Here is a 24,710-nt window from a genome sequence, read left to right on the forward strand (position 1 = left end):
CCGCGCTGATGTCGACGGTCGTGCTGAAGCGGGCATGGGCGGCGGATCTGGACGCCGCCACCCTGTACGAGCTGCTGCGGCTGCGCGTCGAGGTGTTCGTCGTGGAGCAGGAGTGCGCCTATCCCGAGCTGGACGGTCTCGACCTGCTGGCCGAGACCAGGCACCTGTGGCTCGAGGACGAGGGCGCGATCGTCGCCACTCTGCGCTTGCTCGAGGAGCGCGTCGACGGGGAGCACGGCTTCCGCATCGGCCGGGTGTGCGCGGCGAAGACCGCCCGCGGGCGCGGCTACAGCACCCGGTTGCTGCAGGCGGCCCTGGCCGAGACCGGCTCGGCCACGGTCCGGCTGAACGCGCAGGCGCACCTGGTGGACATGTACGGCAAGTTCGGTTTCGGCATCGACGGCCCGGAGTTTCTCGACGACGGGATTCCGCACGTGCCGATGCGGCGCGGGTAGGACCGGTCGGGCGCCGCACATCCGAGCCCGGTGCCACCCGACCAGCCGTGGTCAGGGCGCAGGCGGCGAGAGTGCGGACGACGCCCGCGCGTCGGTCGTGCCCAGGCCGCGAATACAGTGGGGTCCGTGCCTGGTTTTGCTGATGTCGCCGCTGGTCCGCACACTGCCGCCCGTTCGGCGGGCGAGGCGGGTTTCCCGTTCTCGGCGGTCGTCGGGCAGGAACGGCTGCAGCTGGCGTTGATCTTGTCCGCCGTGCACCCCGGCATCGGCGGGGTGCTCGTGCGCGGTGAGAAGGGGACGGCCAAGTCCACCGTGGTGCGCGCGCTGGCGCAGTTGCTGCCGCCGGTCGTCGACGAGAGCGGCGCGCGGCCCGCGCGGCTGGTGGAACTGCCGGTCGGCGCCACCGAGGACCGCGTGGTCGGCTCGCTGGACCTCGAACGGGTGCTGCGTGACGGTGAGCAGGCGTTCCGGCCCGGTCTGCTGGCCGCGGCCCATCACGGCGTGCTCTACGTCGACGAGGTGAACCTGCTCCACGACCATCTCGTCGACGTGCTGCTCGACGCGGCCGCGATGGGCCGGGTCCACGTCGAGCGCGACGGCGTCTCGCATTCGCATCCGGCGCGGTTCGTGCTCGTCGGCACGATGAACCCGGAGGAAGGCGAACTGCGTCCGCAGCTGCTCGACCGCTTCGGGCTCACCGTCGACGTGGCCGCCTCCCGCGATGTCGACGTGCGCATGGCCGTGGTGCGCAGGCGCCTGGACTACGAGGCCGACCCGGCCGGGTTCGCGGCCCGCTATCTGGACGCGGATCAGCGTGTCGCCGAACGGATTCTGAACGCGCGCGACCGGCTGCCGGAGGTGGCGCTGGACGACACCGAGCTGCGCCGGATCGCGGCACTGTGCGCGACATTCGACGTCGACGGGATGCGCGCCGATCTGGTCGTCGCCCGCACCGCGGCCGCGCACGCGGCGTGGCGCGGCGCCGACCGGGTGACCGAGGACGATGTGCGCGTCGCCGCCGAACTCGCGCTGCCGCATCGGCGCAGGCGCGATCCGTTCGACGAGCCCGGCATCAGCGAGGAACAGCTCGACGATGCCATGCGGCAGGCGGCCGACGAGGTCGAGAAGGCGTCGGAGAGTGAGGGATTCGACGAGGAATCGCTCGGCGACTCGACGCCGGACGACGGGGCGCGGTCGCACCAGGATCTGCCGCAGGATGACCGGCCCTCCGGCGAACGCGGCGCGGACCGGGACAACGGCCGAGGTGCCGAGAGCCCCGGCGGGAACGCGCGGGACCGTGGACCCGACGGCGACGACAGCGATCCTGCGGGTGATACCGATCCGAGCGGTGGACCGACGGGCGGGCCCGACGACGACCCCGACGGCGGCGGCCCCGGCGGCGGCCCGAACGGGCGCGGTGGCCGGCCGATGGCCGAAGGTGTCTCCGGCGCACCGGCTTCGGCGGCGAAGCCCGCACCCCGCTGGGAGGTCCCCGGCATCGGCGAGGGCGCGCCGGGCCGCCGCTCCCGCGCACAGACCCGCTCGGGCCGGACAGTGCGACCCGACACCGACACCTCGACCGGTCTGCACCTGCTCGGCACCGTGTTCGCCGCGGCCCCGCGGCAATTCGAGCGCGGCAGGCTCAGCGGACCCCTGGCACTTACTGCCGAGGATCTGCGCGGCGCGTATCGCGAGGGGCGCGAAGGGAATCTGGTCGTCTTCGTGGTCGACACCTCCGGGTCGATGGCCGCCCGCGACCGGCTCACCGCCGTCACCGGCGCCGTCGTCACCCTGCTGCGCGACGCCTACCAGCGGCGCGACAAGGTGGCGGTGATCAGCGTGCGCGGCAGCGAGGCCGATCTCGTGCTGCCGCCGACCTCCTCGGTCGACATCGCCGTGCGCAGGCTGGCCGGCCTGCGCACCGGGGGCAAGACGCCGCTGGCGGCCGGACTCCTGAAGGCGCGCGAGGTGATCGCCCGCGAACACGTGCGCGACCCGCGCCGCCGCCCGATGCTGGTGCTGCTCACCGACGGCCGCGCCACCGGCGGCGCCGACCCGCTGCCACGCGCCCGCGCCGCCGCCCGGCTGCTGGCGGGCGAGGGCCACACCGCCATGGTGATCGACTGCGAGCGCGGCATGGTCCGCCTCGGTCTCGCGGCCGAACTCTCCCGCGACCTGCGCGCTCGCTACCTGCGTCTGGAGGAGCTCACCGGTGACACCGTCGCGGAGGCGGTCCGGGGCCGCGCCCCGGTCGGTCGCGCGGCCTGACGACGCGGCAGGAAGGGTCCCGGGGTCGCGCCCCGGTCGGTCGGCCGCGTGACGACGTGACCGGGAAGGGTCCGGGGCCGCTTCCCGGTCGGTCCCGCTGCCTGACGACGCGGCGCGGCGGGAATGCCCGGCGCTCTCGTCGGATCTGTCCGATGCCGGCCGCCTCGAACGCCGGAACGTCTGTGGTCCGGCGACGGTGCGCGACTGCGGTCGCTCGCGGCTCCGTCATGCCGAGGCGTGGCGAACGAGCGCGGCGTCGACGGCTCACTCGTGGGTCACGCCGGCGCCGGGACGATCAGGCGGGCACGGCGGGTCCGGTGGGCCCTGATAGAACAGTGAGCAGGCTCGGCCGATGGGTGCCGGGACACCGAACGGAGGAGATGTCGTGCCCAAGGGTGTTCCCGAGGTGGTGCCGGAAGACGGTCTGACGACGCGTCAGCGCCGCAATCAGCCGGTGCTGGCCGTGCACACCGGGCCGGGTAAGGGGAAGTCCACGGCCGCGTTCGGGATGGCGTTGCGCGCCTGGAACCAGGGCTTCGACATCGCCGTCTTCCAGTTCGTGAAGAGCGCCAAGTGGAAGGTGGGGGAGGAGGCCGCCTTCCGTACGCTCGGCACCCTGCACGAGCAGACCGGCGCCGGTGGCGCGGTCGAGTGGCACAAGATGGGCGAGGGCTGGTCGTGGACCCGCAAGCACGGCACCGAGGAGGACCACGCGGCCGCCGCCCTCGCGGGCTGGCAGGAGATCGCGCGCCGCCTGGCCGCCGAACAGCACCGCTTCTACGTGCTCGACGAATTCACCTACCCCCTGAAGTGGGGCTGGGTCGACATCGACGAGGTCGTCGAGACGCTGACCCACCGGCCCGGCAACCAGCACGTGGTGATCACCGGCCGCGATGCACCGCAGGCGCTGATGGACGCGGCCGACCTGGTCACCGAGATGACCAAGGTGAAGCACCCGATGGACGCGGGCCGCAAGGGCCAGCGCGGCATCGAGTGGTGAGGTCCGTGGCGGCGCACCGGGTGAGCGACGCTGTCGCCCCTACCGTGCGGACCAGGAGGACCGATCGTGCCCGGAGCGCGACGACGGAGGTCGCCGGGTCGCGTTGTCCCAGGGTTTCCGCGATCGGGCGGCCCGACGTCGGTGCGCTCTCGTGCTGAGCGCACCTGCTGTCGTCATCGCCGCGCCCGCGTCCGGCAGCGGCAAGACCACGCTGGCTACGGGACTCATCGGCGCGCTGCGGCGGGCCGGACATCGGGTGGCGCCGTTCAAGGTGGGCCCCGACTACATCGATCCCGGCTATCACGGCCTGGCGGCCGGTCGGCCCGGCCGCAATCTGGATCCCGTGCTGGTGGGCGAGGAGCGCGTGGTGCCGCTGTACCGGCACGGCGCGCACGGGTGCGACATCGCCGTCGTCGAAGGCGTGATGGGCCTGTTCGACGGGCGCATCGACGAGAACCGCGCCGATGCCGTGGCGGAGGGGTCGACGGCGCAGGTCGCGAGCCTGCTCGGCGCGCCCGTGGTGCTGGTGGTCGACGCTCGGGGTCACTCCCAGAGCCTGGCCGCGCTCCTGCACGGCTTCGCGACCTACGACTCCTCGGTGCGCCTGGGTGGGGTCATCCTCAACCGCGTCGGCAGCGAACGGCACGAGCAGGTCCTGCGCGCCGCGTGCGACCAGGTCGGCCTCCCGGTCCTCGGCGCCCTCCCACGCCTGGCCGAATTGGAGGTCCCCTCACGGCATCTGGGCCTCATCCCCGCGGTCGAACACGGCTCGGCGGCGACTTCCGCCGTGGCCGCGATGACCGACCTCGTCGCCGCCCACATCGACCTGCGTGCCGTGGTAGCCCTCGCCGCCGGAACCACCGCGGGCCCCGCCTGGGACCCAGCCGCCGAGGTCGCCGAATTCCTCGACACGGCAACGGTTTCGGCCGTTTCCGCGAGCCCGTCGAGTTCGACCGACGTACCCGCCACGGTCGGGCAGGTCGGCTCGGCATCGACGAGCGGCAGCGCCGCGCCGACGACCGGCTCGGTCGCCGATGCTCTCGCTGGTTCGCGTGGCCGTAGCGGGCCGCGCACGGCAGTACCGTCTGATTCCACCACCGAGCACCGTGGGTGGGATCGCGCAGGGCTGCCGGGCGGCACGGCCGAGGACCAGGGGCCGATCATCGCGATGGCAGGCGGACCGGCCTTCACGTTCGGGTACGCCGAGCACCGTGAGGTGCTGACGGCGGCGGGCGCGCGGGTGGTGGTCTTCGATCCGCTGATCGACGAATTGCCCGAGGGGACAGCCGGCGTCGTGTTGCCGGGCGGGTTCCCGGAGGAGCACGCGGCGGAGCTGTCCGCCAATGCCGTCCTCCGGGCGGCGATCGCCGAGGGCGCGCGCCACGGCCTACCGATCCACGCCGAATGCGCGGGCCTGCTGTACCTGACCCGCTCCCTCGACGGTCACCCGATGGCGGGCGTCCTCGACGCCGACGCCGAATTCGGCCCCCGCCTGACCCTCGGCTACCGCGACGCCGTCGCCCTGCACGATTCGGTCCTCTGGCGCGCGGGCACCCGGGTCCGCGGCCACGAATTCCACCGCACCCGCCTCGTCAGCGCCCCCACCACCCCCGCGGCCTGGGGCTGGCGCCTCACCGAATCCACGACCGAGGGCGCCGTCACCGGCCAGGTCCACGCCTCCTACCTGCACACCCACCCCGCCGGAAACCCCGAAGCGATCACCCGATTCGTCACCGCCGCAAGCCGATTCGGTCGAACATGACGACGGCCGGTCCGGCCGCCCCCTCCAGGCGACCCGAGGTGGCGAGCCGCGCGGCCCGACCGGGTGGAACCGCGATGCGCACGGTTGACCCTGCCGCCGAAGCAGGCGGTTCGCGCGCGAACGGTGGCCCGGTTCGGGTGGCTGTCGGTGTCGGGGCGCGACCGCGAGCCGCGGCGGAGTCGATTCTGGCCGCAGTGCGTGCCGTCGCAGGCACGGCCGTTGTCGGGTGCCTGGCGACGATCGACCGGCGCGCTGAAGATCCCGGGATACTCGCTGCCGCAGAGGAACTCGGAGTTCGTGTGCGCGGTTTCGCCGCCGCAGAACTCGCTGGCGCTGAGGTCGGCCACCGGTCTGAACGGACCGCCGCGGCGGTGGGTACGCCGAGTGTCGCCGAGGCGGCCGCCTTGCTGGCCGGTGCGGGGGAACTCGCGTGTGCGCGAACGGTCGTCGGCGGGGTCGTGGCGGCGGCGGCGTACCTCCGCACTCCCGGCGCGGATTGAAGCGCCGACGGTCGCGAATTAATTCGATGGGCAAGATCGTCCGTGACCGTTAATCTCATGTCCAGCAGTCGCACGGCGGACCGGATTCGGTCGGTTACCACTTCCAATGGAGATGTCGCGGGTTCGAATCCCGCCCGGCCCACGAGGGCCGGTAGCTCAGCCTGGTAGAGCACTACACGTCGGTCGAACACACACGCCCGCCGAGCGACTGCGACGTAGAGGAGACGTAGAGGAGCAGGGCGGACCGGATTCGGTCGGTTATCTGGCACGACCTGCGGGTCCAGCGGGTTCGAGTCCCGTGGCGGAAAGCGATTTCCGTTTCCCGGCCGTCACCACACGTCCGCCCGCTCCCCACGTCCACCACGCCCCGGTGGGTCCCGGGGCCGAAACAGCAACGCCGATACGAGTATCGGAGGGGGAACCATGGACATTCTGTCGCGCTTTTCTCGTCGCGCCACGCCGCAGAACGAGCCCGCCGATCGCGGTCAGGTCGTCAACAACGCGGGCGGCTACGTCTTCGAGATCACCCCGGCCGCGCGCGTCCGGCGTTTTCTGACCCTGGGCACCGAAGGCGGGACCTACTACGTCCGCGCGGAGGCACTCACCGCCGACAATGCCGGGTTCATCGCCGAATACGCCGCCGAGCACACCGCCGAGCTGGTGCGCGAGATCGTGGAGATCTCCACCGCGGGCCGGGCACCGCGCCCGAACCCGGCGCTGTTCGCGCTCGCCGCGGCCGCCGCGCTCGGTGACGTCGAGGGCCGCCGGGCCGCGCTCGCGGCACTGCCGCTGGTCGCCCGCACCGGCACCCACCTGTTCCTGTTCGCCGGCTACGCCGAGCAGTTCCGCGGCTGGGGTCGCGGCCTGTCGCGCGCCGTGGCGAACTGGTACCTGGACAAGCCGGTCGACGACCTGGCCTACCAGGTGGTCAAGTACCGCCAGCGGGAAGGCTGGACGCACCGCGACCTGCTGCGCCTGGCGCACCCGGCCGCGACCGACGACGCCCGGCGCAGGCTGTTCGACTGGATCTGTGGGCGCACCCCGGATCTCGACGGCCTGGCCCTGGTCGACGGCTTCCAGCGCGCCCAGACCGCACCGGTCGCGCGGGTGCCGGAGCTGGTGCGCGAGTACCGCCTCAGCTGGGAGATGCTGCCCGACGCGGCGCTGAACACGCCCGCGGTGTGGGAGGCGCTGCTGGACAACGGCATTCCGCAGACGGCGCTGCTGCGTCAGTTGCCGCGCCTGACCCGGCTCGGCCTGCTCGATCCGCTCGGTGCCCGCACGTCGGCGATCTGCGCGCAGCTCGCCGACCCGGCGCGGCTGCGCAAGGCGCGCGTGCACCCGGTGTCGGTGCTGATCGCGCTGCGCACCTACGCCGCGGGCCGATCGGTACGCGGCGCGGGCGAGTGGACGCCGTCCGCGCCGGTGGTCGACGCGCTCGACGCCGCGTTCTACGCGGCGTTCGAGACCGTGCGGCCGACGGGCCTGCGGCACCTGCTGGCCCTCGACGTGTCCGGCTCCATGACGGGCTCGATCGCGGGCCTGCCGCTCTCGGCGCGGGAGGCGTCGGCGGCGCTGGCCCTGGTCAGCGCGCGGACCGAGCCGCGGCACGAGATCGTCGGGTTCACCTCGGCGAGCGGTTGGCAGGGCGAGTCTCGGCTGTCCCCGCTGTCGATCTCGCCGCGGCAGCGGCTCGATGACGCGGTGCGCGCGGTGTCGGGCCTGCCGTTCGGCGGGACGGACTGCTCGCTGCCGATCCTGCACGCGCTGGACCAGGGCATCGAGGTCGACGTGTTCTCGGTGTACACCGACAACGAGACGTGGGCGGGCTCGGTGCACCCGCACCAGGCGCTGGCCAGGTACCGGCGCGAGGTGAACCCGCGGGCCAAGCTGGTGGTCGTCGGCATGACGGCGACGCGGTTCAGCATCGCCGACCCGGCCGACGCGGGCATGCTCGACGTGGCCGGTTTCGACGCGGCCGTCCCGTCGCTGCTGGCCGACTTCGCCACGGCCGCCTAGGAAATCGGAGCCGCCGCGACCTCGTTGTCGCGGCGGCGCCTCTCCTCTCGCGCGAGAGGTCCCGGCGCTCAGGGCGCGACCGAGGACCAATCGGCGAAACCGGTGGGGTCGTGGCGGCCCATCGAGGCGTGCTCGAACAGGCCCCAGCCCTCGGCGTCGCCGCAGCGGGCGTAGCCGATGTGGTCGATCACGCCGTAGGGGGTGCGGGCGAGGATCGCCGGGTCGGTGAGGTCGTAGGCGCTCGACAGCGACCAGTCCCGGCCCATCCAGCGGCCGTGGGTCCAGTCCGGGTCGGGCCCGTACCCGCAGCCGACGTGCAGGGCGATGCCGGGGCGCGATTCCACGAACACCTCCAGCGGCTTGCCGTCGGGTGTGGTCATGTCCAAGCGCACCGACACCGGATGCCGGGTGCCCGATTCGTACACGAAATGCATACGGGGCCAGCCCAACTGCTCCTTGCGGCCGTCGTGCCAGATGCGCACGGCGTTGTTGAGCGTGCGCGTGCCGTCCGGCTCCTCCTGCACGATCACCACGATCGCGAACTCCTCGAAGCGCAGCGGGGCGTACAGCCACCAGAACCCGCCCGCGCCCTCGGACGCGGCGCGCCCGGGCGGTTCGGGTTCGCCGGAGGGGCGGATGCCCCAGGAGCGGTCCCGGCTGCCCGTCCACGACGCCGGGTCGACCGTGTAGTCGGTGCCGTCGACGGCGAGCGTGCCCGCCCACGACCCCAGCTGGGCGAAGCGGGAGGCCTCGATGATCGGGCGTGTCCCCGACAGGATCAGGTGCGGCTGCTCCTGCACGGCCGGATGCGCGCCGGTCCAGGTGAGGTCGAAGCCGAGATCGGGATGCTCGCAGATCACCCGCAGCTTCCGCAGCGGCTCGAGCACCTCGATCCGGTAGCCGCCGACGGCGGTAGTCAGGTCGCGCTCGACGAGCGCGTCGGAGAAGCGGACGGCTCGCTGGCTGGAGCCGTGGCGCACCGTGGCGAAGGCGTCGACCACGCCCAGGTTCGGGTACACGCCGAATCCGGTGACGAGCATGGCGTCACCCGCCGGGTCGAAGGCGTTGAAGTAGTAGCGGTCGTAGAAGTTGCGGTCGCTGGTGGCCACCCTCGCCAGCGACAGCGGGGTCTGATGGACGGGGTATTCGTCCAGCGGGACGGGCATGATCGCGGTCATCGTCTCTCCAGTCAGTCCCACTCGTAGGTGCCGTCGAGCAAGGCCTCGAGGCTGAGCCGGTGCATCACGTAGTCGTCCGGGTCGTCGGGCACGGTGTCCTCGCCGAAGTGGATCATCCGGCACTTGATCCTGGCCATCACGATCGCGTGCCGCAGCGCCGCGTAGACGATGTGGAAATCCAGGTCACGGACCGAATGTCCGGACAGCTCCTCGTATTTCGCGACCACCGCGTCGCGGCGCAGGAAGTCGGGCAGGCCCGGCTGGTCGAAGCGGGTGGCGATGTCCTGGAAGAAGCGGTGGATGAAGATGATCCAGCCCAGGTCCAGCTCGCGTGGGCCGAGCGTGGCCATCTCCCAGTCGAGCACCGCGGCGGGGGTGAATCCGTCGAACAGGATGTTTCCCGGCCGCGCGTCACCCCAGTTCAGCACCTCGGGGCCGGGGTCGGCGGGCCAGTGGGCGTCGAGCCAGTCGAAGCCGCGCTCGATGAGCGGCACCCGGACCCCGTGGTCGGTCAGCGCCCACGCGTACCAGGCGCGCTGGGCCTGGAAATGCCTGCGCAGCGCCGAACCCTCGCCGTCGAGCAGCGGAAAGCGCCGGGCGGGGTCGTCGATGGCGTGGACCTGGGTGATCACCTCGACCGTCGCGTCGGCGATGCGGGCCCGCTCCTCGACGGTGGCGTCGAACAGCCAGCCGAAGAACACGTACGGCGGATTGTCCGAGGGCGCCCTGCCCTCGACCTTCTCCATCACGAGAAACGGGGAGCCGAACACGGACTCGTCGGTCTCGAGCCAGCGCAGCGGCGGCACGGCGACCGCCGAGGCCGCGGCGACGCCGGACATCACCTGGTACTGCATCGGCAGGTCGTAGGACTCGAAGACGGGGAACGAGCCGTCCTCGGGCGCCATCCGCAGCACGAACGATCCGCTCTCGGCCTTTTCCCCGGTCTGCCATCGCGCGTCGAAGAGAATCGTGGTGCTCGACATGCCGCCCGCCGACGGCTTGCTCAGGTTCTCCACCGTCACGGGCGCGCCGACCCGGCCTGCCAGCCAGTGCGCCAACTGCCCGGACAACTCGTCCAGATCGCGCGCGCTGACGGTGAGCGACACCCGCGCGGCCGGGTCCTGATCTTCGGACATGTGTGCGGTACCCCTGTCGCTGAACTGTAACGTGTGTCACTTCTGGGTACCGGACACGCTACCGGAATGTAAGGGCCGCATCAGTGGCCGAGACTCGGGGTTGACAGCCGCAAAGATCAGGGTTTCCCCGGAAGCGCCGGACCGAGCTCGCCGATTAGCTTGAGTAACAAGATAACTCGACGAGGAGGCGTGGGTGACCACAGCGACGACAGAGCGCGTGACCAGCGACGACGTGAGCCCCGCCGCGCCCCCGCCCGCCTGGCATCCGATCACCCGGATCGCGTTCCGGTTCACCGTCGCCTACCTGGGGCTGTTCTGCCTGTGGATGGCGCAGATCACCTTCGTCTTCCTCGGCGTCCTCGCCCGGCACCTGCCCGAGGACGCGATCGCCTGGCAGATGATGTCGCTCGCGCCGGTGAGCCGCTGGATCGGTGAGAACGTGTTCGGGGTCGAGGCCGAGTTGACGATGAACGGCAGCGGCGACCAGGCGGCGATCTGGATCCAGTGCGGTCTGGTCCTGCTGGCCGCCTTGCTGGTCACGGTCGTGTGGTCGGTGCTCGACCGCCGTCGCGAGGCCTATCCGCGATTGCTCAGCTGGTTCATGACCGCGCTGCGGCTGTGCGTGGGCGGCCAGATGCTGTTCTACGGGTTCGCCAAGCTGATCCCCACCCAGATGCCAGAGCCCGCGCTCACCACGCTGCTCACCCGCGTCGGCGACCTGACCCCGATGACGATGCTGTGGACCCAGGTCGGCTCCTCGCCGGTCTACGAGATGGCCCTCGGACTCGCCGAGGTGCTCGCGGGCCTGCTGCTGTTCTGGCCGCGCACCGCGACCCTGGGCGCCCTGCTCGGCGTGGTGAGCATGGCGCAGGTGTTCCTGCTCAACCTCACCTTCGACGTGCCGGTGAAGATGCTGTCCGGGCACCTGCTGCTGATGAGCCTGGTGCTGCTCGCCCCGCAGGCGCGTCGGCTGGCGAATGTGCTCGTGCTGGAACGTGATTCGGGGCCGGCGACCCAGCCGCCGCTGTTCGGGTCCGCCCGCGCGAATCGGTGGGCGAGCCTGGCACAGGTCGCGCTCGGACTGTGGATCGTGGCCGGCTGTGTGTACCTCGGCATGGAGTCCTGGCGTGAGTACGGCGGCGGCGCACCGAAACCGGAGCTGTACGGCATCTGGGAGGTCGCCGAGTACACCGTCGACGGTGATCGAGTGCCCGCGCTGCGCACCGACGAGACGCGCTGGCAACGCCTGATCATCGATACCGGCGGCGCCGCCTACCAGCGGATGGACGACACCCTAGTCCCCGCCGTGGCGGACACCGATCCCGCCGCGTCCACGCTGACCCTGAGTCTGCCCGCCGGGCAACCGGATTCGGCGCCGGCGCCGTACGCCACCCTCACCGTCGAGCGGCCCGCCGACGACCGGCTCGTCCTGCGCGGCGACGTCGACGGCAAGGCGACGACGGTCACCCTGACCCGCACCGACCTCGACGGCTTCCCGCTCCGCGCCACCGAGTTCCGCTGGGTCCAGAACAACCCCCACGTGGGCTGAGCGCCGCGGGAGCACCCGGGTGTGTCGGCGGCCGAATTCGGCGCCGTCGGTGCCACGAACTAGGCTCGTCCACTGTGCCGAACACGTCAGACGCCGCAGCGAACCAGCCCGCCGGGGACCCGAACTACCTGGTCGGGCTCGATCTGCGCGGGCGCAGGGTCGTCGTGGTCGGCGGCGGAACGGTCGCCCAGCGCAGGCTCGGTCTGCTCGTGGCCTCCGGTGCCGACGTCCACGTGATCAGCAGGGCGGTCACGCCCGCGGTCGAGGGCATGGCGACCGCCGGGCAACTCACCGTCACCCTGCGCGCCTACGCCGACGGCGATCTCGACGACGCCTGGTACGCGATGGCCTGCACCGACGAACCCGAGACCAACGCGGCGGTCGTCGCCGAGGCCACCGCGAAGCGGATCTTCTGCGTCCGCGCCGACATCGCCCGCGACGGCACCGCCGTCACCCCGGCCACCGCCCGCTACGACGGCCTGACCCTCGGCGTGCTCGCCGGTGGCGCGCACCGCCGCTCGGCCGCCGTGCGCAACGGCCTGCTCGAAGCGCTGCAATCCGGCGTGGTGACCGACGATTCGGAACCGGTGACCCCCGGCGTCGCCCTCGTCGGCGGCGGACCCGGCGACCCCGACCTGATCACCGTGCGCGGCCGCCGCCTGCTCGCCCGCGCCGACCTGGTCGTGGCCGACCGGCTGGCCCCGCCGGAACTGCTCGCCGAACTCGGCCCGCACGTCGAGGTGATCGACGCCGCGAAGATCCCCTACGGCCGCTCGATGGCGCAGGAGGCGATCAATCTCGCCCTCGTCGAGGGCGCGAAGGCTGGCAAGTTCGTCGTCCGGCTCAAGGGCGGCGACCCGTACGTGTTCGGCCGCGGCTACGAGGAACTCGAGGCCTGCGCCGAGGCGGGCATCCCGGTGACGGTCGTGCCCGGCATCACCAGCCCGATCTCGGTCCCCGGCGCCGCGGGCATCCCGGTGACCCATCGCGGCGTGACCCACGAATTCGTCGTCGTGAGCGGACACGTGGCGCCCGATCACCCCGACTCGCTCGTCGACTGGGCGGCGCTGGCGAAGCTGCGCGGCACCCTCGTGCTGATGATGGCGGTCGAGCGGATCGACAAGTTCGCCGCGGCCCTGCTCGACGGCGGCCGCGCGGCCGACACCCCGGCCGCGGTCATCCAGGAGGGCACGCTGCGCACCCAGCGGGTGGTGCGCGCCGACCTGGCGACGGTCGCGGAGAAGGTCAAGTCCGAGGGGATCCGGCCGCCCGCGATCATCGTCATCGGGCCGACCGCCGGTTTCGGGCTGGACTAGCTTCGCGGCCCGCGCACCCGTGCGTTGCCGCGGTGCCAATTACACTGCCTCGTTGTGCTCGATAAACCCGCTGCGACGATGCAGTATCCGGTGACGAAGCGGGCCTTCGGCCTCGCCATCCTCGCACTGAGCGGCCTGCAGCTCATGGTGGTGCTCGACGGCACCGTCGTGATCTTCGCCCTGCCGCGACTGCAGGAGGAGATGGGGCTGTCCAGCTCCGGCAGCGCGTGGACGGTGACCTCCTACGGCCTGACCTTTGCGGGTCTGATGCTGCTCGGCGGCAGGCTCGGCGACGCTTTCGGCCGCAAGCGGATGCTCATCTACGGTGTCGGCCTGTTCACCGCCGCTTCGCTGGCCTGTGGCCTGGCCACCGGCGAGGCGATGCTGCTGATCTCGCGCGCCTTCCAGGGTGCGGGCGCCGCGATCGCGGCGCCGACCGCGTTCGCGCTGGTCGCGACCACCTTCGCACCCGGGCCCGCCCGGAACCAGGCGATCGCGATCGTCGGGTCGATGGCCGGTATCGGCTCGGTCGGCGGCCTGGTCGTCGGCGGCGCGCTCACCGAGTTCTCGTGGCGCTGGATCTTCCTGATCAACGTGCCGATCGGCGCGCTGATCGTGCTCGGCGCCGTCTACAAGCTCACCGACACCGTGCACCAGCGCACCCCGCTCGACATCAAGGGCGCGATCCTGGGCACCCTCGCCTGCGCGACCATCGTCTTCGGCGCCACCGAGGGCCCGGCGATGGGCTGGACCAGCCCGATCATCCTCGGCTCGCTGATCGGCGGGTTCGCGCTGCTGGTGATCTTCGTGCTCACCGAACGCCGCGAGGCCGATCCGCTGCTGCCCTGGTCGCTGTTCGACAGCCGCGACCGGGTCGCCACCTTCGCCCTGATCTTCCTGGCGGGCGCGGTGCTCGGCGCGATGACGTTCTTCGTCGCCCAGCTGCTGCAGAACGTGCTCGGCTACAGCCCGCTGCAGGCCGGTCTCGCCTCGATCCCGTTCACCATCGGCATCGGCGTCGGCGGCGCGGTGGCCTCCAAGGCGGCGCTGGTGATCGCGCCGCGCTGGCTGCTCGCGGCGGCGGCCACCGTGCTGGCCTGCGGCCTGTTCTTCGGCTCGACCCTGGACCGGCACGTGCAGTACCTGCCGACGCTGCTCACGCTGCTGCTGGTGATCGGCTTCGGCGTCGGCGTGGCCATGGTGCTGGCGCCGCTGTGTGTGCTGGTCGGGGTGCCGCCCTCGAACATCGGCCCGCTCTCGGCGGTCGGCCAGATGTTCATGAACCTGGCGACCCCGATCGCCATCGGCCTGCTCAGCCCGATCGCGGCCTCGCGCACGCTGTCACTGGGTGGCCGCGACGGGCTGGCGGCGCAGATGAACCCCACCGAGATCGACGCGCTCAACAGCGGCTACACGCTGGTGCTGCTGGTGTGTGCCGGGCTCGCGGTGCTGGCCGGACTCGTCGCACTGACCTTGCGCTACACGCCCGCGCAGCTGGTGCAGGCCCAGCACGCCCAGGAGGAGGCCCAGCGCAGCTGAGTGCGCCGGGCCCCGCGGTCAGAAGCGGCCCGCGACCCGGCGCGGGGTGACGCGCACGATCACCCGGTCGCCGTCGTGTACCGAGGCCGGGTTGAACTCGCGGTAGGGCTTGCCGGTGTACTTCAGCGACATCTCGTCGGGCAGCGCGCGCTCGGGGTCGGAGGCCGTGGTCGCGGTGCCGCGGATCTCGGCGTAGAGGAACGGGTGCTCGGGCGGGTTCACCATCACCGTGATGCGCGGATCGCGGGCCAGGTTCTTGGCCTGCTGGCGGTCGACGGTGGTGGAGAACACCAGCTCGTCGCCCTCGCGTTTGATCCAGACCACGGTCAGATGGGGGTGCCCGTTGGCGCCGACCGTGGCGACGGTCGCGTACACCTTCTCCTCGTCCAGATACGTCTTCAGGTCCTCGGACAGCACTGCGGTATCAGTCACATTCCAGACGAACGCTTTTCGGTTCCCGGCCATTCCGGTGAACGGGGTTGTCGGCTCGTGCCGGTCCGCCGACACTGGAGTGATGTCGTCGCCGTCGCTGGATCTGCTCGACCGTTGGACCGCGCTGGCCGGAGTGGACTCCACCGCGCTCGGCGCGGGGATCATCGCCCGCTACGCCGAACCCCACCGGCAATACCACACCCTGGACCATCTGCGCGCGATGCTGACCGCCATCGACGAATTGGCCGAGCACGCAACGGATATCGACGCGGTCAGGTACGCGGCTTTCTTCCACGACGCCATCTACGCCGTCGATCGCGCCGACAACGAGGAACGCAGCGCCGATCTGGCCCGCGACGTCCTCGAATCCCTCGACGCCGCACCGGAACTCGTCGACGAGGTGGTGCGGCTGGTGCTGCTCACCCGCGGCCACGACTCCGAAGCGGGCGATGCCAACGGCGCCGTGCTCTGCGACGCCGACCTGGTCGTGCTCGGCGGCGACGCCGCGAGCTACGCCGCCTATGCCACGGCCGTGCGCACCGAATACGCCCACGTCCCCGACGACCTGTTCCGCGCGGGCCGGGCCGGCGTGCTGCGCGCGCTGGCGAACCAGCCGGTGCTGTATCGCACCCCGACCGCCCGCGCCCGCTACGAGGAGCGGGCGCGGGTCAATCTCGCCGCCGAACTGGCTCAGCTCACCGCATGAGCTCCGGCGCTCACAGCGCGGCGAGCATCTTCGCGGCGAGTTCGGCCGAGGACGCCGGGTTCTGGCCGGTGTAGAGGTTGCGATCGATCTCGATGTGCGGCGCCCACGGCTCGCCCTCGCGGTAGTCGACGCCGAGCGCGACGAGGCGGTCCTGGAGCAGCCACTTCGCCTTGTCGGCCAGGCCCGCCTGGGTCTCCTCGGCATTGCTGAAACCGGTCAGCCGGTAGCCGGCGAAGGGGGAGTGGCCCGCGGGATCGGCGGTGGCGAGCAGCGCGGCCGGTCCGTGGCAGACGACGCCGAGCGGCTTGCCCGAGACCAGCGCGGCGGACAGCAGCGCACCGGAGGCCGGGTCGACGGCGAGGTCTTCCATCGGGCCGTGGCCGCCGGGGTAGAAGACCGCGTCGTAGTCGGACAGGGTGATCTCGTCGATTGAAACGGGGTGGCGCAGTGCGGGTTCGGCGGCCGACAGGGCGTCGGCGACCGCGGCCGCGCCGTCGGGGCCGCCGTTCACGTCGGGGGCCAGGCTCGCCTTGTCGACGGTCGGGACGACGCCCCCGGGGGTGGCGACGGTGACGGTGTGACCGGCGCGGGTGAACGCCTCGTAGGGTGCGGCGAACTCCTCGGCCCAGTACCCGGTGGGGTGCGCGGTGCCGTCGGCCAGGGTCCAGTGGTCGGCACCGGTCAGGACGAACAGGATGTGTGCCATCGGATTCCTACTCCATTCGACAGGGGGTCGGCGGCCGGGTCGCCGACCGCCGAAATCCACGCTAGGTCCGGGGGAATCCGTTGACCAATAGGATGACCGATATGAGACATAGGCAAGCCGATGGCTCGATGGATCTGGTGCAGCTGCGGACATTCCTCGCCGTGTACCGCACCGGATCGCTGACGGCGGGCGCCGCCCAGGTCGGCCTGTCCCAGCCCACGGTCACCGCGCAGCTCCAGGCGCTCGAGCGGCACCTGGGCAGGCCGCTGTTCGAGCGGCTGCCGCGCGGGGTGGCCGCCACCGCCGCCGGGCACGAGCTGGCGGCGCGGGTTAGCGCGCCGCTCGAGGAACTGGAGGCGGTGGTCAGCGGCACGGTCACCGAGCGCGCCGCGCCGCCCGATCCGCCGGTGTTGCTCGGCGGTCCGGCGGAGATGATCGCGGTGCAGGTCGTGCCCGCGCTCGCGTCGTTGCTCGCCGACGGGGTGCGCGTCGTCGTCCGGCCGGGCCTGACCGACGACCTGCTGGCCGAATTGCGCTCGGGAACACTGGATCTGGTGATCGCCACGTCCCGGCCGCGTGGCCGGACCGTGCTCGCCGAGCCGCTCGTCGACGAGGAATTCGTGCTCGTCGCCGCGCCCGGGGTCGCCGCGCGGATCGACCTCGACCGGCTGCGTGCCGAGGGCCCCGGCGCGCTGGCCGGGCTGCCGCTGCTGAGCTACGCCGCGGATCTGCCGATCCTGCGCCGCTACTGGCGGCATGTCTTCGAGACCCGGCTCGAGGCCGAACCGGCGCTGGTCGTCGCCGATCTGCGCGCGGTCCTGGCCGCGGTGCTCGCCGGGGCCGGTATCAGCGTGCTGCCGCGCTACCTGTGCGCGCGCGAGCTCGCCGCGGCCCGGTTGGTGGCGCTGCTCGATCCGGATGACCCGCCGATCAACACCGGATTCCTGGCCCGTCGCGTCGGAGCACCGCCCCGGCCGCACGTGGATCTGGTGCGCGCGCGGTTGACGGCCGCCGCGCGCTCCTGGCGGGGGTAGTAGCCGGGGCCGCCCGGTTCGTGGGCAGGCCACCTGCGCCGATGCTTGACATGCAAGTGGGGGCTTGCCTATTGTTCCGGGGGAGACGACGGGAGGCGCACGCATCGTGACCGACATCTTCACCGCGCTCGCGGACTCGACACGCCGCGCGCTCCTGGACGAACTGGCGGATCGGGACGGGCAGACTCTGTTCGAACTCTGCGCCAAGCTCGCCACCAAGCACGGGATCAGTTCCTCGCGGCAGGCGATCACCCAGCACCTGGGGATGCTCGAGGCCGTGGGACTGGTCACCACCCGTCGTGCCGGCAGATACAAGTTCCATCACGCTGATTTCGCGCCGCTGCGCGCGGTGTCGCGGCGATGGCCCATCCCCCAGGAGGACACATGATCCGCATCGGAGTGACCAGCATCTTCGTCGACGATCAGGACAAGGCCGAGAAGTTCTACACCGACGTGCTCGGCTTCCAGGTCAAGGACCGGGTCTCGCTCGGCGAGTACGACTGGCTCACGCTGGTCTCACCCGCCGACGTCGACGGCACCCAGCTGCTGCTCGAACCCGACCAGAACCCCATCGCGCAGAACTACAAGACCGCGCTCACCGCCGACGGCATCCCGTGCATGGTCTTCACCGTCGACGATCTCGAGGCCGAATACCGCCGCCTGACCGACCGCGGCGTCCTGTTCACCCAGCCGCCCCAGCCCATGGGCGCCGTCACCACCGCCGTCTTCGACGACACCTGCGGCAACCTCATCCAGCTCATGGGCGCCCCGGCCACCGCGTAGGCCCCTGGTTTTCCGGGCTGGCGCCGGAAAACGAGGAACGGCAGTGTTCTCCACCGGGTCGGTGCGATCGGAGGAGACAGATGAAAGACGCGATGACGCGAGGACTGGTGGCCGGTGCCGCCCTCACCCTGCTCGGTGCGGCCGTGGCCGGGCCCGCGACAGCGCAGGCGCCGGCACGGTCGGCGGCGGTGGTCGTCGATTCCGGCAGCGCGAATTCGTTCGGGCAACTGCTGTATTCGGTGCTGAGCGTGACCGGCTCGGCCGAACTGGGCCGGGCGATCTTCGATCCGCGGATCGGGTGCGATATCGCGGGTTGCGAACCGATCTGGTTCGGGTCGGCGGGCTGAGGACAGGCGAGGCGGGCCGACCGCGGGCTGCCTGCCTCGCCGCCTGTCAGGTGATGATGAGAAGTTCGGTGGGGGAGGCGATCTCGGTGCGCAGCCCCGCCTTGGTCGCCACACGCGCCACCGCCCGGATATCGGTCGGCTCGGCGCGGGTGAGTACCAGCGCGCGGGCCAGCAGGCCCTTGTGATGCTTGTTGAAGTGACTCACGACGGTGCGTGAGCCGTCGGGGTGCTCGGTGAGCACGTTGGCGGTGATCGCGTCGGGGACCCGGCCCAGCTGCTGGTAGGTCCCCGAACGCAGGTCGATCACGAGTTCCCCCGCCGCCTCGGCGTAGAGGGCGTCGGGCAGCACGTCGCGCCACAGCGCCGACAGGGTCGGCAGCCCGGGCAGTTTGGTGCCGCCGGAGAGGCGGTAGGCCGGGATCGGATCGCCGGCGCGCACCGCGCCGAACAGCGCCGAGCCGATGCCGAGGCGCGCGTACGCCTTGGCCCGCTGCGCCTTCGTGAACGATGTCGCCGCCAGCGCGTCGTAGAGCACACCGGTGTAGCGCTCGAGCGCGGGCCGTGTCGCCGACGTGCGCAGGCTCGCGTTGCGGGCGATTTCGGCGTCGGCGCCCTTGCCGAGGCCGAGCACCTCCGTCGACCGGGCCGGGTCGGCGGCCAGCTGCACGACTTCGGTGACCAGCTTGTCGCGCACCGCGCTCAGCTGCGGCATCGCCAGGTCGGTGAGATCCAGCGGCGCGCCCGATCCGCCGTCGGATTTGGTTTCGGAGGGGGGTAGCAGCACCAGCACGAGCGTCCACGGTAATCGCCGCGCCCCGACCGATCGCGGCCCGCCCCGTGTCCGGTGGTCTCGATCAGCGCGCGGGCACCGGACCGGCGATGCTCACCGGACCGCTTCCAGGAACTTGCGGGTGCGCTCGTTGGTGGGCGCCTCGAAGATCTGCTCGGGCGGTCCCTGCTCCACGATGCGGCCGGAGTCGAACATCAGTACCCGGTCGGACACCTCGCGCGCGAACCGCATCTCGTGGGTGACGATCAGCATGGTGATGTCGGTGGTCTCGGCGATGGTGCGCAGGACGTCGAGCACGTCGCCGACCAGTTCGGGGTCCAGCGCCGAGGTCACCTCGTCGAGCAGCATCACCTTCGGGTCCATCGCGCAGCAGCGCGCGATCGCCACCCGCTGCTGCTGCCCACCCGAGAGCTGCGAAGGATGCGCGCGCGCCTTGTCGGCCAGGCCGACCACCTCGAGCAGCCGCATCGCCCGCTCCCTGGCCTCCGTCTTCGACTTGCCGAGCACGTGCACCGGCGCCTCGGTGATGTTCTCCAGCACCGTCATGTTCGGGAACAGGTTGAACTGCTGGAAGACCATGCCGATCTTGGTGCGCACCGCGCGCAGGTGTTTCTCCTTGGCGGGCACCAGCTTTCCGCCGCGCTCGGTGTGTGTGAGCGGTTCGCCGTCGACCCAGATCACCCCGTCGGTGATCGTCTCCAGCGTCATCAGCAGGCGCAGGATGGTGGTCTTGCCCGACCCGGACGGACCGATCAGCGTCACCTTCTCGCCGCGCCGCACACTGAAATCCAGTTCGTCGAGCACGACGAGGTCGCCGAAGCGCTTCACCACCCGATCGAATCGGATCATCTCGTCAGTAGTAGGCAAGGCGCTTCTCCAGTCTTCTGATCAGCACGGAGGTCGGGTAGCTGGCGACGAGGAAGAACACGCCCGCCAGGGTGATCGCCTCCAGGTAGGCGAAGTTGCGCGCTCCGAACTGCTGTGCGGCGGTGACCAATTCGACCACCGAGATGGCGAACAGGAACGGGGTGTCCTTGAACATCGACACGGCGTTGGTGCCCAGCGCGGGCAGGCTGGCCCGGATCGCCTGCGGCAGCACCACCGCCCGCCAGGTGCGCAGCGGCGGCAGCGACAGGGCCCGCGCCGCCTCCCACTGCCCCTTCGGTACCGCCTCGATCCCGGCTCGGTACACCTCGGCCAGGTAGCTCGAATAGTGGATGCCCAGCACCGTGATGCCGATCTGCAGCGCCGAGAACTGGGTGAGCAGCGTGTAGGCGAACAGCAGCTGCACCACCAGCGGTGTGAGCCGGACGAACTCGCTCACCGCGTGCACCGGCGCGGCGATCCAGCGCGGCGTCGACTGCCGGATGATCGCGATCAGCAGGCCGAGCACCGCGGCCAGCGCGAACCCGAGCAGCGTGGCCAGCAGGGTGATCTGGAAACCGTCCCAGAGCACCGGCAGCGCCTCGCGGGCGCGCTCCCAACTCCATTGCGCGGTCATGGCGCCACCTTCGCGTGCGCGTCGTCGGGCGCCAGGCTCAGCACGTCCTTGAGCGTGGCGCCCCGGCCCAGCTTCCGCTTGGCCCGCGTCTCGAGCATGTTCATGCCGAGCGTGAGCAGATAGGCGAGGACGAAGTAGATCAGCAGGCCGATCCCGAACGAGAACAGGGTGTCACCGGTGGTCTTGCGCAGGGTGCCGATCTCGTAGGTGAGGTCGTGCAGGGTGATGTAGGACGCCAGGGCCGTGCCCTTGAGCAGGTGCACCAGCAGGTTGGTCAGCGACGGCAGCATCAGCGCCCAGGCCTGCGGGAACAGCACCCGCCGCATCCGCTGCCACGGACTGAAGTTCAGCGCCACCGCCGCCTCGAACTGCGCGCGCGGCACCGCGTTCAGCGCGCCGCGCACCACCTCGGCGCCGTACGCGCCGTAGTTCAGACCCAGCGCCAGGATGCCGCAGAACACCGGGTCCAGCTTGTAGCCCAGCAGCGGCAGCACATAGAACAGCCAGAAGATCTGCACCAGCAGCGAGGTGCCGCGAAAGAACTCGATCAGGACCCTCGCGCTGCCACGGATCGCGAGATTGCGGAATCGGGCGGCGATACCGAGGACCAGGGACAGGACGAACGCGAGCAGCGCGCCGCCGACGGTGAGCTCCAGCGTGACCATGATGCCCTCCCAGATCGCCGGGAGGGCAGCACGCAACGCGTCGAGATTGTGCATCGGTCGGGTCAGATCTCGCCCTTGCAGAGCTTGGCCGTCGTGTACTTCGGGTCGGGCAGCTCACGCTCGGTGAACCCGAACTCACCCACGATGGACAGGTACTTGTCCTTGTCCGAGGTGATCTTGGCCAGCTCGGTGTTGTAGGCCGCGAGCAGGTCGGGATCGGTGGTGCGGAACACCGTGCCGCCCGCGCCGATCTGCGGCTTGCCGTCGATGACGGCCACGAACGACGGCGTCACGTCGACGGCCGCGTTCGGCGTGTGGCTCTTGAGCCAGTTGAGCGAGATCGCGGTGAGCGCGAACACGTCCGCGCGCCCCGAGGTGACGGCGTCCATCCCGTCCTGCGGGGTGGCGACCTGAGTGGCGTCGATGCCGAGCGAGGCGGCGTAGTCGGACTCGATGGCGCCGGTCATCGCGGCCATCTTCGCGCCGCTCGCCTTGATCGATTGCATATCCGACAAATTCATCGGATTACCGGATTTCACCATCAGCGCGGTGGTGTACATGAATTCCGGTTCGCTGAATGCGGCCTGTTCACAGCGTTTCGGCAAGATCGACATTCCGGCGCTGACGGCATCGAATCGATTCGCCTGCAGGCCGGGAATGAGGGCGCCGAATTCGGTCTGCACACCGTCGACGGTCTTGATGCCGAGGTTGGCGAAGATCGCCCGGTGCAGGGCGACGGTGGCGCCGGTCAGCTGGCCGTTCTGATCGAACGAGTAGGGCGCCTCGCCGGCGAAACCCACGGTGATCGCGCCCTTGTCGCGCAGGGACTGGAGTAGCTGACCGCTCTCGGTGGTCTCGGTCTTCGTGCACCCGGCAAGCGCCGCCGCCACGAGCGCGGCGCCTGCGAACACCGCTGTACAGCGTCGGCGCAGTGGCTTGTTCTCGGCCATATCGGACCTCCCCGCAAGGGTAGCCTCAACCGTGCTGGTCAGCTACCGTTTTCATTTATGAAATGTGAATTCACACAGAAAGGAATCTAGTCGTCGAATATCCAATCGAGCGGGCTACGTTATAGCTTTGTTATCTGCTGATTGGCTGCTTGGAAAATTGGGTATTCTGATCTACCGCACGGCGCGTGGGCCGGTGGTGGCCGACTGGCGGTAATCCGCTGTGAGCGTCGCCGGACCAGGGACTACGCTGTGGAGCCGTGATCACCCGCCTCTCCCGACTGTTCCTGCGCACCCTGCGAGACGATCCCGCCGACGCCGAGGTGCCAAGCCACAAACTGCTCGTCCGCGCCGGCTACGTGCGCCGGATCGCGCCGGGCGTGTACTCGTGGCTGCCGCTGGGCCTGCGCACACTGCGTCGCATCGAGGACGTGGTGCGCCAGGAGATGGACGCCACCGGCGCCCAGGAGATCTCGCTGCCCGCCCTGCTGCCGCGCGAGCCCTACGAGACCACCAACCGGTGGACCGAATACGGCGACGCCCTGTTCCGGCTGCAGGACCGCAAGGGCGGCGACTACCTGCTCGGCCCCACCCACGAGGAACTGTTCGCGCTCACCGTCAAGGGTGAGTACAACTCCTACAAGGATCTGCCGGTCACGCTTTACCAGATCCAGAACAAGTACCGCGACGAGGAACGGCCCCGCGCCGGCATCCTGCGCGGCCGCGAGTTCGTGATGAAGGACTCCTACTCCTTCGACCTCGACGACGACGGCCTCGCCACCAGCTACGCCACCCACCGCGCCGCCTACCAGCGCATCTTCGAACGACTCGGCGTCAAGTACGTGATCGTGGCGGCCACCTCCGGCGCCATGGGCGGCAGCGCGTCCGAGGAGTTCCTCGCCGAGAGCCCCGTGGGTGAGGACACCTACGTGCGCTGCGTCGAGTCCGGCTACGCCGCCAACGTCGAAGCCGTGGTCACCCCGGCGCCCGCGCCGCTGCCCATCGAAGGTCAGCCCGCCGCGGTCGAATACGACACCCCGAACACGCCCACCATCGCGACGCTGGTCAACTGGGCCAACGAGGCGAAGGTGCTCGACCGCACCGTCACCGCCGCCGACACGTTGAAGAACGTGATGGTCAAGCTGCGCCACCCCGACGGCAAGACCGAAATCCTCGGCATCGGCATCCCCGGTGACCGCGAGGTCGACGACAAGCGCCTCGAAGCCGCCGTCGAGCCCGCCGAGGTGGAGCTGCTCACCGAGGCCGATTTCGCCGCCAACCCCTTCCTGGTGAAGGGCTACATCGGCCCGAAGTCGCTGCAGGCCAACGGGGTTCGCTACCTGGTCGACCCGCGCGTTGTCGAGGGCACCGCGTGGATCACCGGCGCGGATGTGTCCGGCAAGCACGTCGTCGGGCTCGTCGTCGGCCGCGACTTCACCCCGGACGGCACCATCGAGGCCGCTGAGGTCCGCGACGGCGATCCCTCACCGGACGGCGCGGGTCCGCTGGTGGCCGCGCGCGGCATCGAGATCGCCCACATCTTCCAGCTCGGCCGCAAGTACACCGACGCGTTCGACGTCGACGTGCTCGGCGAGAACGGCAAGCCGGTCCGGCTCACCATGGGCTCCTACGGCGTGGGTGTCTCGCGCCTGGTCGCGGTCATCGCCGAGCAGCAGCACGACGAGAAGGGCCTGCGCTGGCCCGCCGAGGTGGCCCCGTTCGACGTGCACGTGGTGATCGCCAACAAGGACGCCGCCGCCCGCGAGGGCGCCGAGCAGGTCGTGGCCGGTCTGGACAAGCAGGGCCTCGAGGTCCTCTTCGACGACCGCACCGCCTCGCCCGGCGTCAAGTTCAAGGACGCCGAACTGCTCGGCATGCCCTGGATCCTGGTGATCGGCCGCGGCTGGGCCGACGGCAAGGTCGAGCTGCGCAACCGGATGACCGGCGAGGCCGAGGAGATCCCGGCCGAGGACGCCGTGGCCGCGGTCACCGCGAAGATCCGCGGCTGAGCCTCGACCTCGTGAACGCGCCGTCCCCGCCTGGGGCGGCGCGTTCGCTGTCTCCGGCGAACTTACGC

General features: G+C 70.9%; 24 protein-coding genes. 15 read left to right on the forward strand and 9 right to left on the reverse strand.

All coding sequences use genetic code 11. The features are described from left to right. The first annotated feature begins 5 nt into the window (after positions 1-5). The 6 genes from AB0H56_RS12975 (at position 6) to AB0H56_RS13000 (ending at position 8,004) form a co-directional block, all read left to right on the forward strand. Positions 6-455: a GNAT family N-acetyltransferase gene (locus AB0H56_RS12975; RefSeq protein ID WP_357162042.1), complete on the forward strand. Its 450-nt coding sequence runs from the start codon at positions 6-8 to the stop codon at positions 453-455. A gap of 225 nt (positions 456-680) precedes the next feature. Then, a complete protein-coding gene (locus AB0H56_RS12980) occupies positions 681-2,723 on the forward strand; it encodes a VWA domain-containing protein (RefSeq protein WP_357162045.1) in 2,043 nt (680 codons plus the stop codon). Positions 2,724-3,108: 385 nt separating this feature from the next. After that, entirely contained in the window at positions 3,109-3,723 is a 615-nt protein-coding gene (gene cobO / locus AB0H56_RS12985) for a cob(I)yrinic acid a,c-diamide adenosyltransferase (protein WP_357161474.1), read from the forward strand. 154 nt (positions 3,724-3,877) lie between these two features. After that, positions 3,878-5,485: a cobyrinate a,c-diamide synthase gene (locus AB0H56_RS12990; RefSeq protein WP_357162048.1), complete on the forward strand. Its 1,608-nt coding sequence runs from the start codon at positions 3,878-3,880 to the stop codon at positions 5,483-5,485. Positions 5,486-5,559: 74 nt separating this feature from the next. Next, positions 5,560-5,985, forward strand: a complete 426-nt coding sequence (locus AB0H56_RS12995; protein WP_357161477.1) for a cobalamin biosynthesis protein — start codon at positions 5,560-5,562, stop codon at positions 5,983-5,985. Positions 5,986-6,408: 423 nt separating this feature from the next. Further along, complete coding sequence (locus AB0H56_RS13000) at positions 6,409-8,004, forward strand: TROVE domain-containing protein (protein WP_357161480.1); 1,596 nt, start codon at positions 6,409-6,411, stop codon at positions 8,002-8,004. 68 nt (positions 8,005-8,072) lie between these two features. Here AB0H56_RS13000 and AB0H56_RS13005 read toward each other — a convergent pair whose 3' ends face one another. After that, entirely contained in the window at positions 8,073-9,182 is a 1,110-nt protein-coding gene (locus tag AB0H56_RS13005) for a hypothetical protein (protein WP_357161483.1), read from the reverse strand. 11 nt (positions 9,183-9,193) lie between these two features. Next, complete coding sequence (locus AB0H56_RS13010; RefSeq protein ID WP_357161486.1) at positions 9,194-10,318, reverse strand: phosphotransferase family protein; 1,125 nt, start codon at positions 10,316-10,318, stop codon at positions 9,194-9,196. A gap of 193 nt (positions 10,319-10,511) precedes the next feature. Between AB0H56_RS13010 and AB0H56_RS13015 the strand changes: the two genes are divergently transcribed. The 3 genes from AB0H56_RS13015 to AB0H56_RS13025 all read left to right on the forward strand — a co-directional run bounded on the left by AB0H56_RS13015 (position 10,512) and on the right by AB0H56_RS13025 (position 14,722). Continuing rightward, the gene (locus AB0H56_RS13015; RefSeq protein WP_357161489.1) at positions 10,512-11,867 is read left to right on the forward strand and encodes a DoxX family protein; all 1,356 of its coding nucleotides are present in this window, start codon (positions 10,512-10,514) and stop codon (positions 11,865-11,867) included. Positions 11,868-11,941: 74 nt separating this feature from the next. Further along, the gene (gene cobA / locus AB0H56_RS13020) at positions 11,942-13,183 is read left to right on the forward strand and encodes a uroporphyrinogen-III C-methyltransferase (protein WP_357161492.1); all 1,242 of its coding nucleotides are present in this window, start codon (positions 11,942-11,944) and stop codon (positions 13,181-13,183) included. A gap of 78 nt (positions 13,184-13,261) precedes the next feature. Beyond that, a complete protein-coding gene (locus AB0H56_RS13025) occupies positions 13,262-14,722 on the forward strand; it encodes an MFS transporter (protein WP_357162051.1) in 1,461 nt (486 codons plus the stop codon). An 18-nt stretch (positions 14,723-14,740) separates the two neighbouring features. On the opposite strand, the gene AB0H56_RS13030 is transcribed toward AB0H56_RS13025, so the two are convergent. After that, positions 14,741-15,154 (reverse strand): PPOX class F420-dependent oxidoreductase, encoded by a 414-nt coding sequence (locus tag AB0H56_RS13030; protein ID WP_357161495.1) that lies wholly within the window; start codon positions 15,152-15,154, stop codon positions 14,741-14,743. An 82-nt stretch (positions 15,155-15,236) separates the two neighbouring features. On the opposite strand from AB0H56_RS13030, the gene AB0H56_RS13035 reads away from it, so the two are divergent. Then, positions 15,237-15,860: a metal-dependent phosphohydrolase gene (locus AB0H56_RS13035; RefSeq protein ID WP_357161498.1), complete on the forward strand. Its 624-nt coding sequence runs from the start codon at positions 15,237-15,239 to the stop codon at positions 15,858-15,860. A 10-nt stretch (positions 15,861-15,870) separates the two neighbouring features. On the opposite strand, the gene AB0H56_RS13040 is transcribed toward AB0H56_RS13035, so the two are convergent. Beyond that, entirely contained in the window at positions 15,871-16,566 is a 696-nt protein-coding gene (locus tag AB0H56_RS13040; protein ID WP_357161501.1) for a type 1 glutamine amidotransferase domain-containing protein, read from the reverse strand. A gap of 101 nt (positions 16,567-16,667) precedes the next feature. On the opposite strand from AB0H56_RS13040, the gene AB0H56_RS13045 reads away from it, so the two are divergent. The 4 genes from AB0H56_RS13045 to AB0H56_RS13060 all read left to right on the forward strand — a co-directional run bounded on the left by AB0H56_RS13045 (position 16,668) and on the right by AB0H56_RS13060 (position 18,730). After that, entirely contained in the window at positions 16,668-17,600 is a 933-nt protein-coding gene (locus AB0H56_RS13045) for a LysR family transcriptional regulator (protein ID WP_357161504.1), read from the forward strand. Between the two features lie 106 nt (positions 17,601-17,706). Then, positions 17,707-17,988, forward strand: coding sequence for a helix-turn-helix domain-containing protein (locus AB0H56_RS13050; protein WP_232999848.1), 282 nt, complete (start codon positions 17,707-17,709; stop codon positions 17,986-17,988). Beyond that, positions 17,988-18,383 carry a VOC family protein gene (locus AB0H56_RS13055; protein ID WP_357162054.1) on the forward strand — a complete coding sequence of 132 codons (396 nt, stop codon included), beginning with the start codon at positions 17,988-17,990 and terminating at the stop codon, positions 18,381-18,383. The genes AB0H56_RS13050 and AB0H56_RS13055 overlap by 1 nt, the downstream gene beginning before the upstream one ends. A gap of 80 nt (positions 18,384-18,463) precedes the next feature. Next, positions 18,464-18,730, forward strand: coding sequence for a hypothetical protein (locus AB0H56_RS13060; RefSeq protein WP_357161507.1), 267 nt, complete (start codon positions 18,464-18,466; stop codon positions 18,728-18,730). Positions 18,731-18,776: 46 nt separating this feature from the next. Here AB0H56_RS13060 and yaaA read toward each other — a convergent pair whose 3' ends face one another. The 5 genes from yaaA to ehuB form a co-directional block, all read right to left on the reverse strand. Continuing rightward, on the reverse strand, positions 18,777-19,520 hold the full coding sequence (gene yaaA / locus AB0H56_RS13065; RefSeq protein WP_357161510.1) for a peroxide stress protein YaaA: 744 nt from the start codon (positions 19,518-19,520) through the stop codon (positions 18,777-18,779). A 93-nt stretch (positions 19,521-19,613) separates the two neighbouring features. Continuing rightward, positions 19,614-20,369 (reverse strand): ectoine/hydroxyectoine ABC transporter ATP-binding protein EhuA, encoded by a 756-nt coding sequence (gene ehuA / locus AB0H56_RS13070; RefSeq protein ID WP_357161513.1) that lies wholly within the window; start codon positions 20,367-20,369, stop codon positions 19,614-19,616. 4 nt (positions 20,370-20,373) lie between these two features. Continuing rightward, positions 20,374-21,021: an ectoine/hydroxyectoine ABC transporter permease subunit EhuD gene (gene ehuD, locus AB0H56_RS13075; protein WP_357161516.1), complete on the reverse strand. Its 648-nt coding sequence runs from the start codon at positions 21,019-21,021 to the stop codon at positions 20,374-20,376. Continuing rightward, complete coding sequence (ehuC, locus tag AB0H56_RS13080) at positions 21,018-21,740, reverse strand: ectoine/hydroxyectoine ABC transporter permease subunit EhuC (protein WP_357161519.1); 723 nt, start codon at positions 21,738-21,740, stop codon at positions 21,018-21,020. Before ehuC ends, ehuD begins: the two co-directional genes overlap by 4 nt. 8 nt (positions 21,741-21,748) lie before the next feature. Continuing rightward, entirely contained in the window at positions 21,749-22,636 is an 888-nt protein-coding gene (gene ehuB, locus AB0H56_RS13085) for an ectoine/hydroxyectoine ABC transporter substrate-binding protein EhuB (protein ID WP_357161522.1), read from the reverse strand. 257 nt (positions 22,637-22,893) lie between these two features. Between ehuB and AB0H56_RS13090 the strand changes: the two genes are divergently transcribed. Continuing rightward, a complete protein-coding gene (locus tag AB0H56_RS13090) occupies positions 22,894-24,642 on the forward strand; it encodes a proline--tRNA ligase (protein ID WP_357161525.1) in 1,749 nt (582 codons plus the stop codon). Positions 24,643-24,710 lie beyond the last annotated feature (68 nt).

It is taken from the genome of Nocardia sp. NPDC050717, assembly GCF_040654275.1.
Lineage (GTDB): Bacteria > Actinomycetota > Actinomycetes > Mycobacteriales > Mycobacteriaceae > Nocardia.

Coding starts and splice junctions, on each gene's coding strand:
- AB0H56_RS12995 (WP_357161477.1), top strand. CDS start 5,560: ATGCGCACGGTTGACCCTGCCGCCGAAGCAGGCGGTTCGCGCGCGAAC.
- AB0H56_RS13000 (WP_357161480.1), top strand. CDS start 6,409: ATGGACATTCTGTCGCGCTTTTCTCGTCGCGCCACGCCGCAGAACGAG.
- AB0H56_RS13005 (WP_357161483.1), bottom strand. CDS start 9,182: ATGACCGCGATCATGCCCGTCCCGCTGGACGAATACCCCGTCCATCAG.
- AB0H56_RS13010 (WP_357161486.1), bottom strand. CDS start 10,318: ATGTCCGAAGATCAGGACCCGGCCGCGCGGGTGTCGCTCACCGTCAGC.
- AB0H56_RS13025 (WP_357162051.1), top strand. CDS start 13,262: ATGCAGTATCCGGTGACGAAGCGGGCCTTCGGCCTCGCCATCCTCGCA.
- AB0H56_RS13035 (WP_357161498.1), top strand. CDS start 15,237: ATGTCGTCGCCGTCGCTGGATCTGCTCGACCGTTGGACCGCGCTGGCC.
- AB0H56_RS13040 (WP_357161501.1), bottom strand. CDS start 16,566: ATGGCACACATCCTGTTCGTCCTGACCGGTGCCGACCACTGGACCCTG.
- AB0H56_RS13045 (WP_357161504.1), top strand. CDS start 16,668: ATGAGACATAGGCAAGCCGATGGCTCGATGGATCTGGTGCAGCTGCGG.
- AB0H56_RS13060 (WP_357161507.1), top strand. CDS start 18,464: ATGAAAGACGCGATGACGCGAGGACTGGTGGCCGGTGCCGCCCTCACC.
- ehuA (WP_357161513.1), bottom strand. CDS start 20,369: ATGATCCGATTCGATCGGGTGGTGAAGCGCTTCGGCGACCTCGTCGTG.
- ehuD (WP_357161516.1), bottom strand. CDS start 21,021: ATGACCGCGCAATGGAGTTGGGAGCGCGCCCGCGAGGCGCTGCCGGTG.
- ehuC (WP_357161519.1), bottom strand. CDS start 21,740: ATGCACAATCTCGACGCGTTGCGTGCTGCCCTCCCGGCGATCTGGGAG.
- ehuB (WP_357161522.1), bottom strand. CDS start 22,636: ATGGCCGAGAACAAGCCACTGCGCCGACGCTGTACAGCGGTGTTCGCA.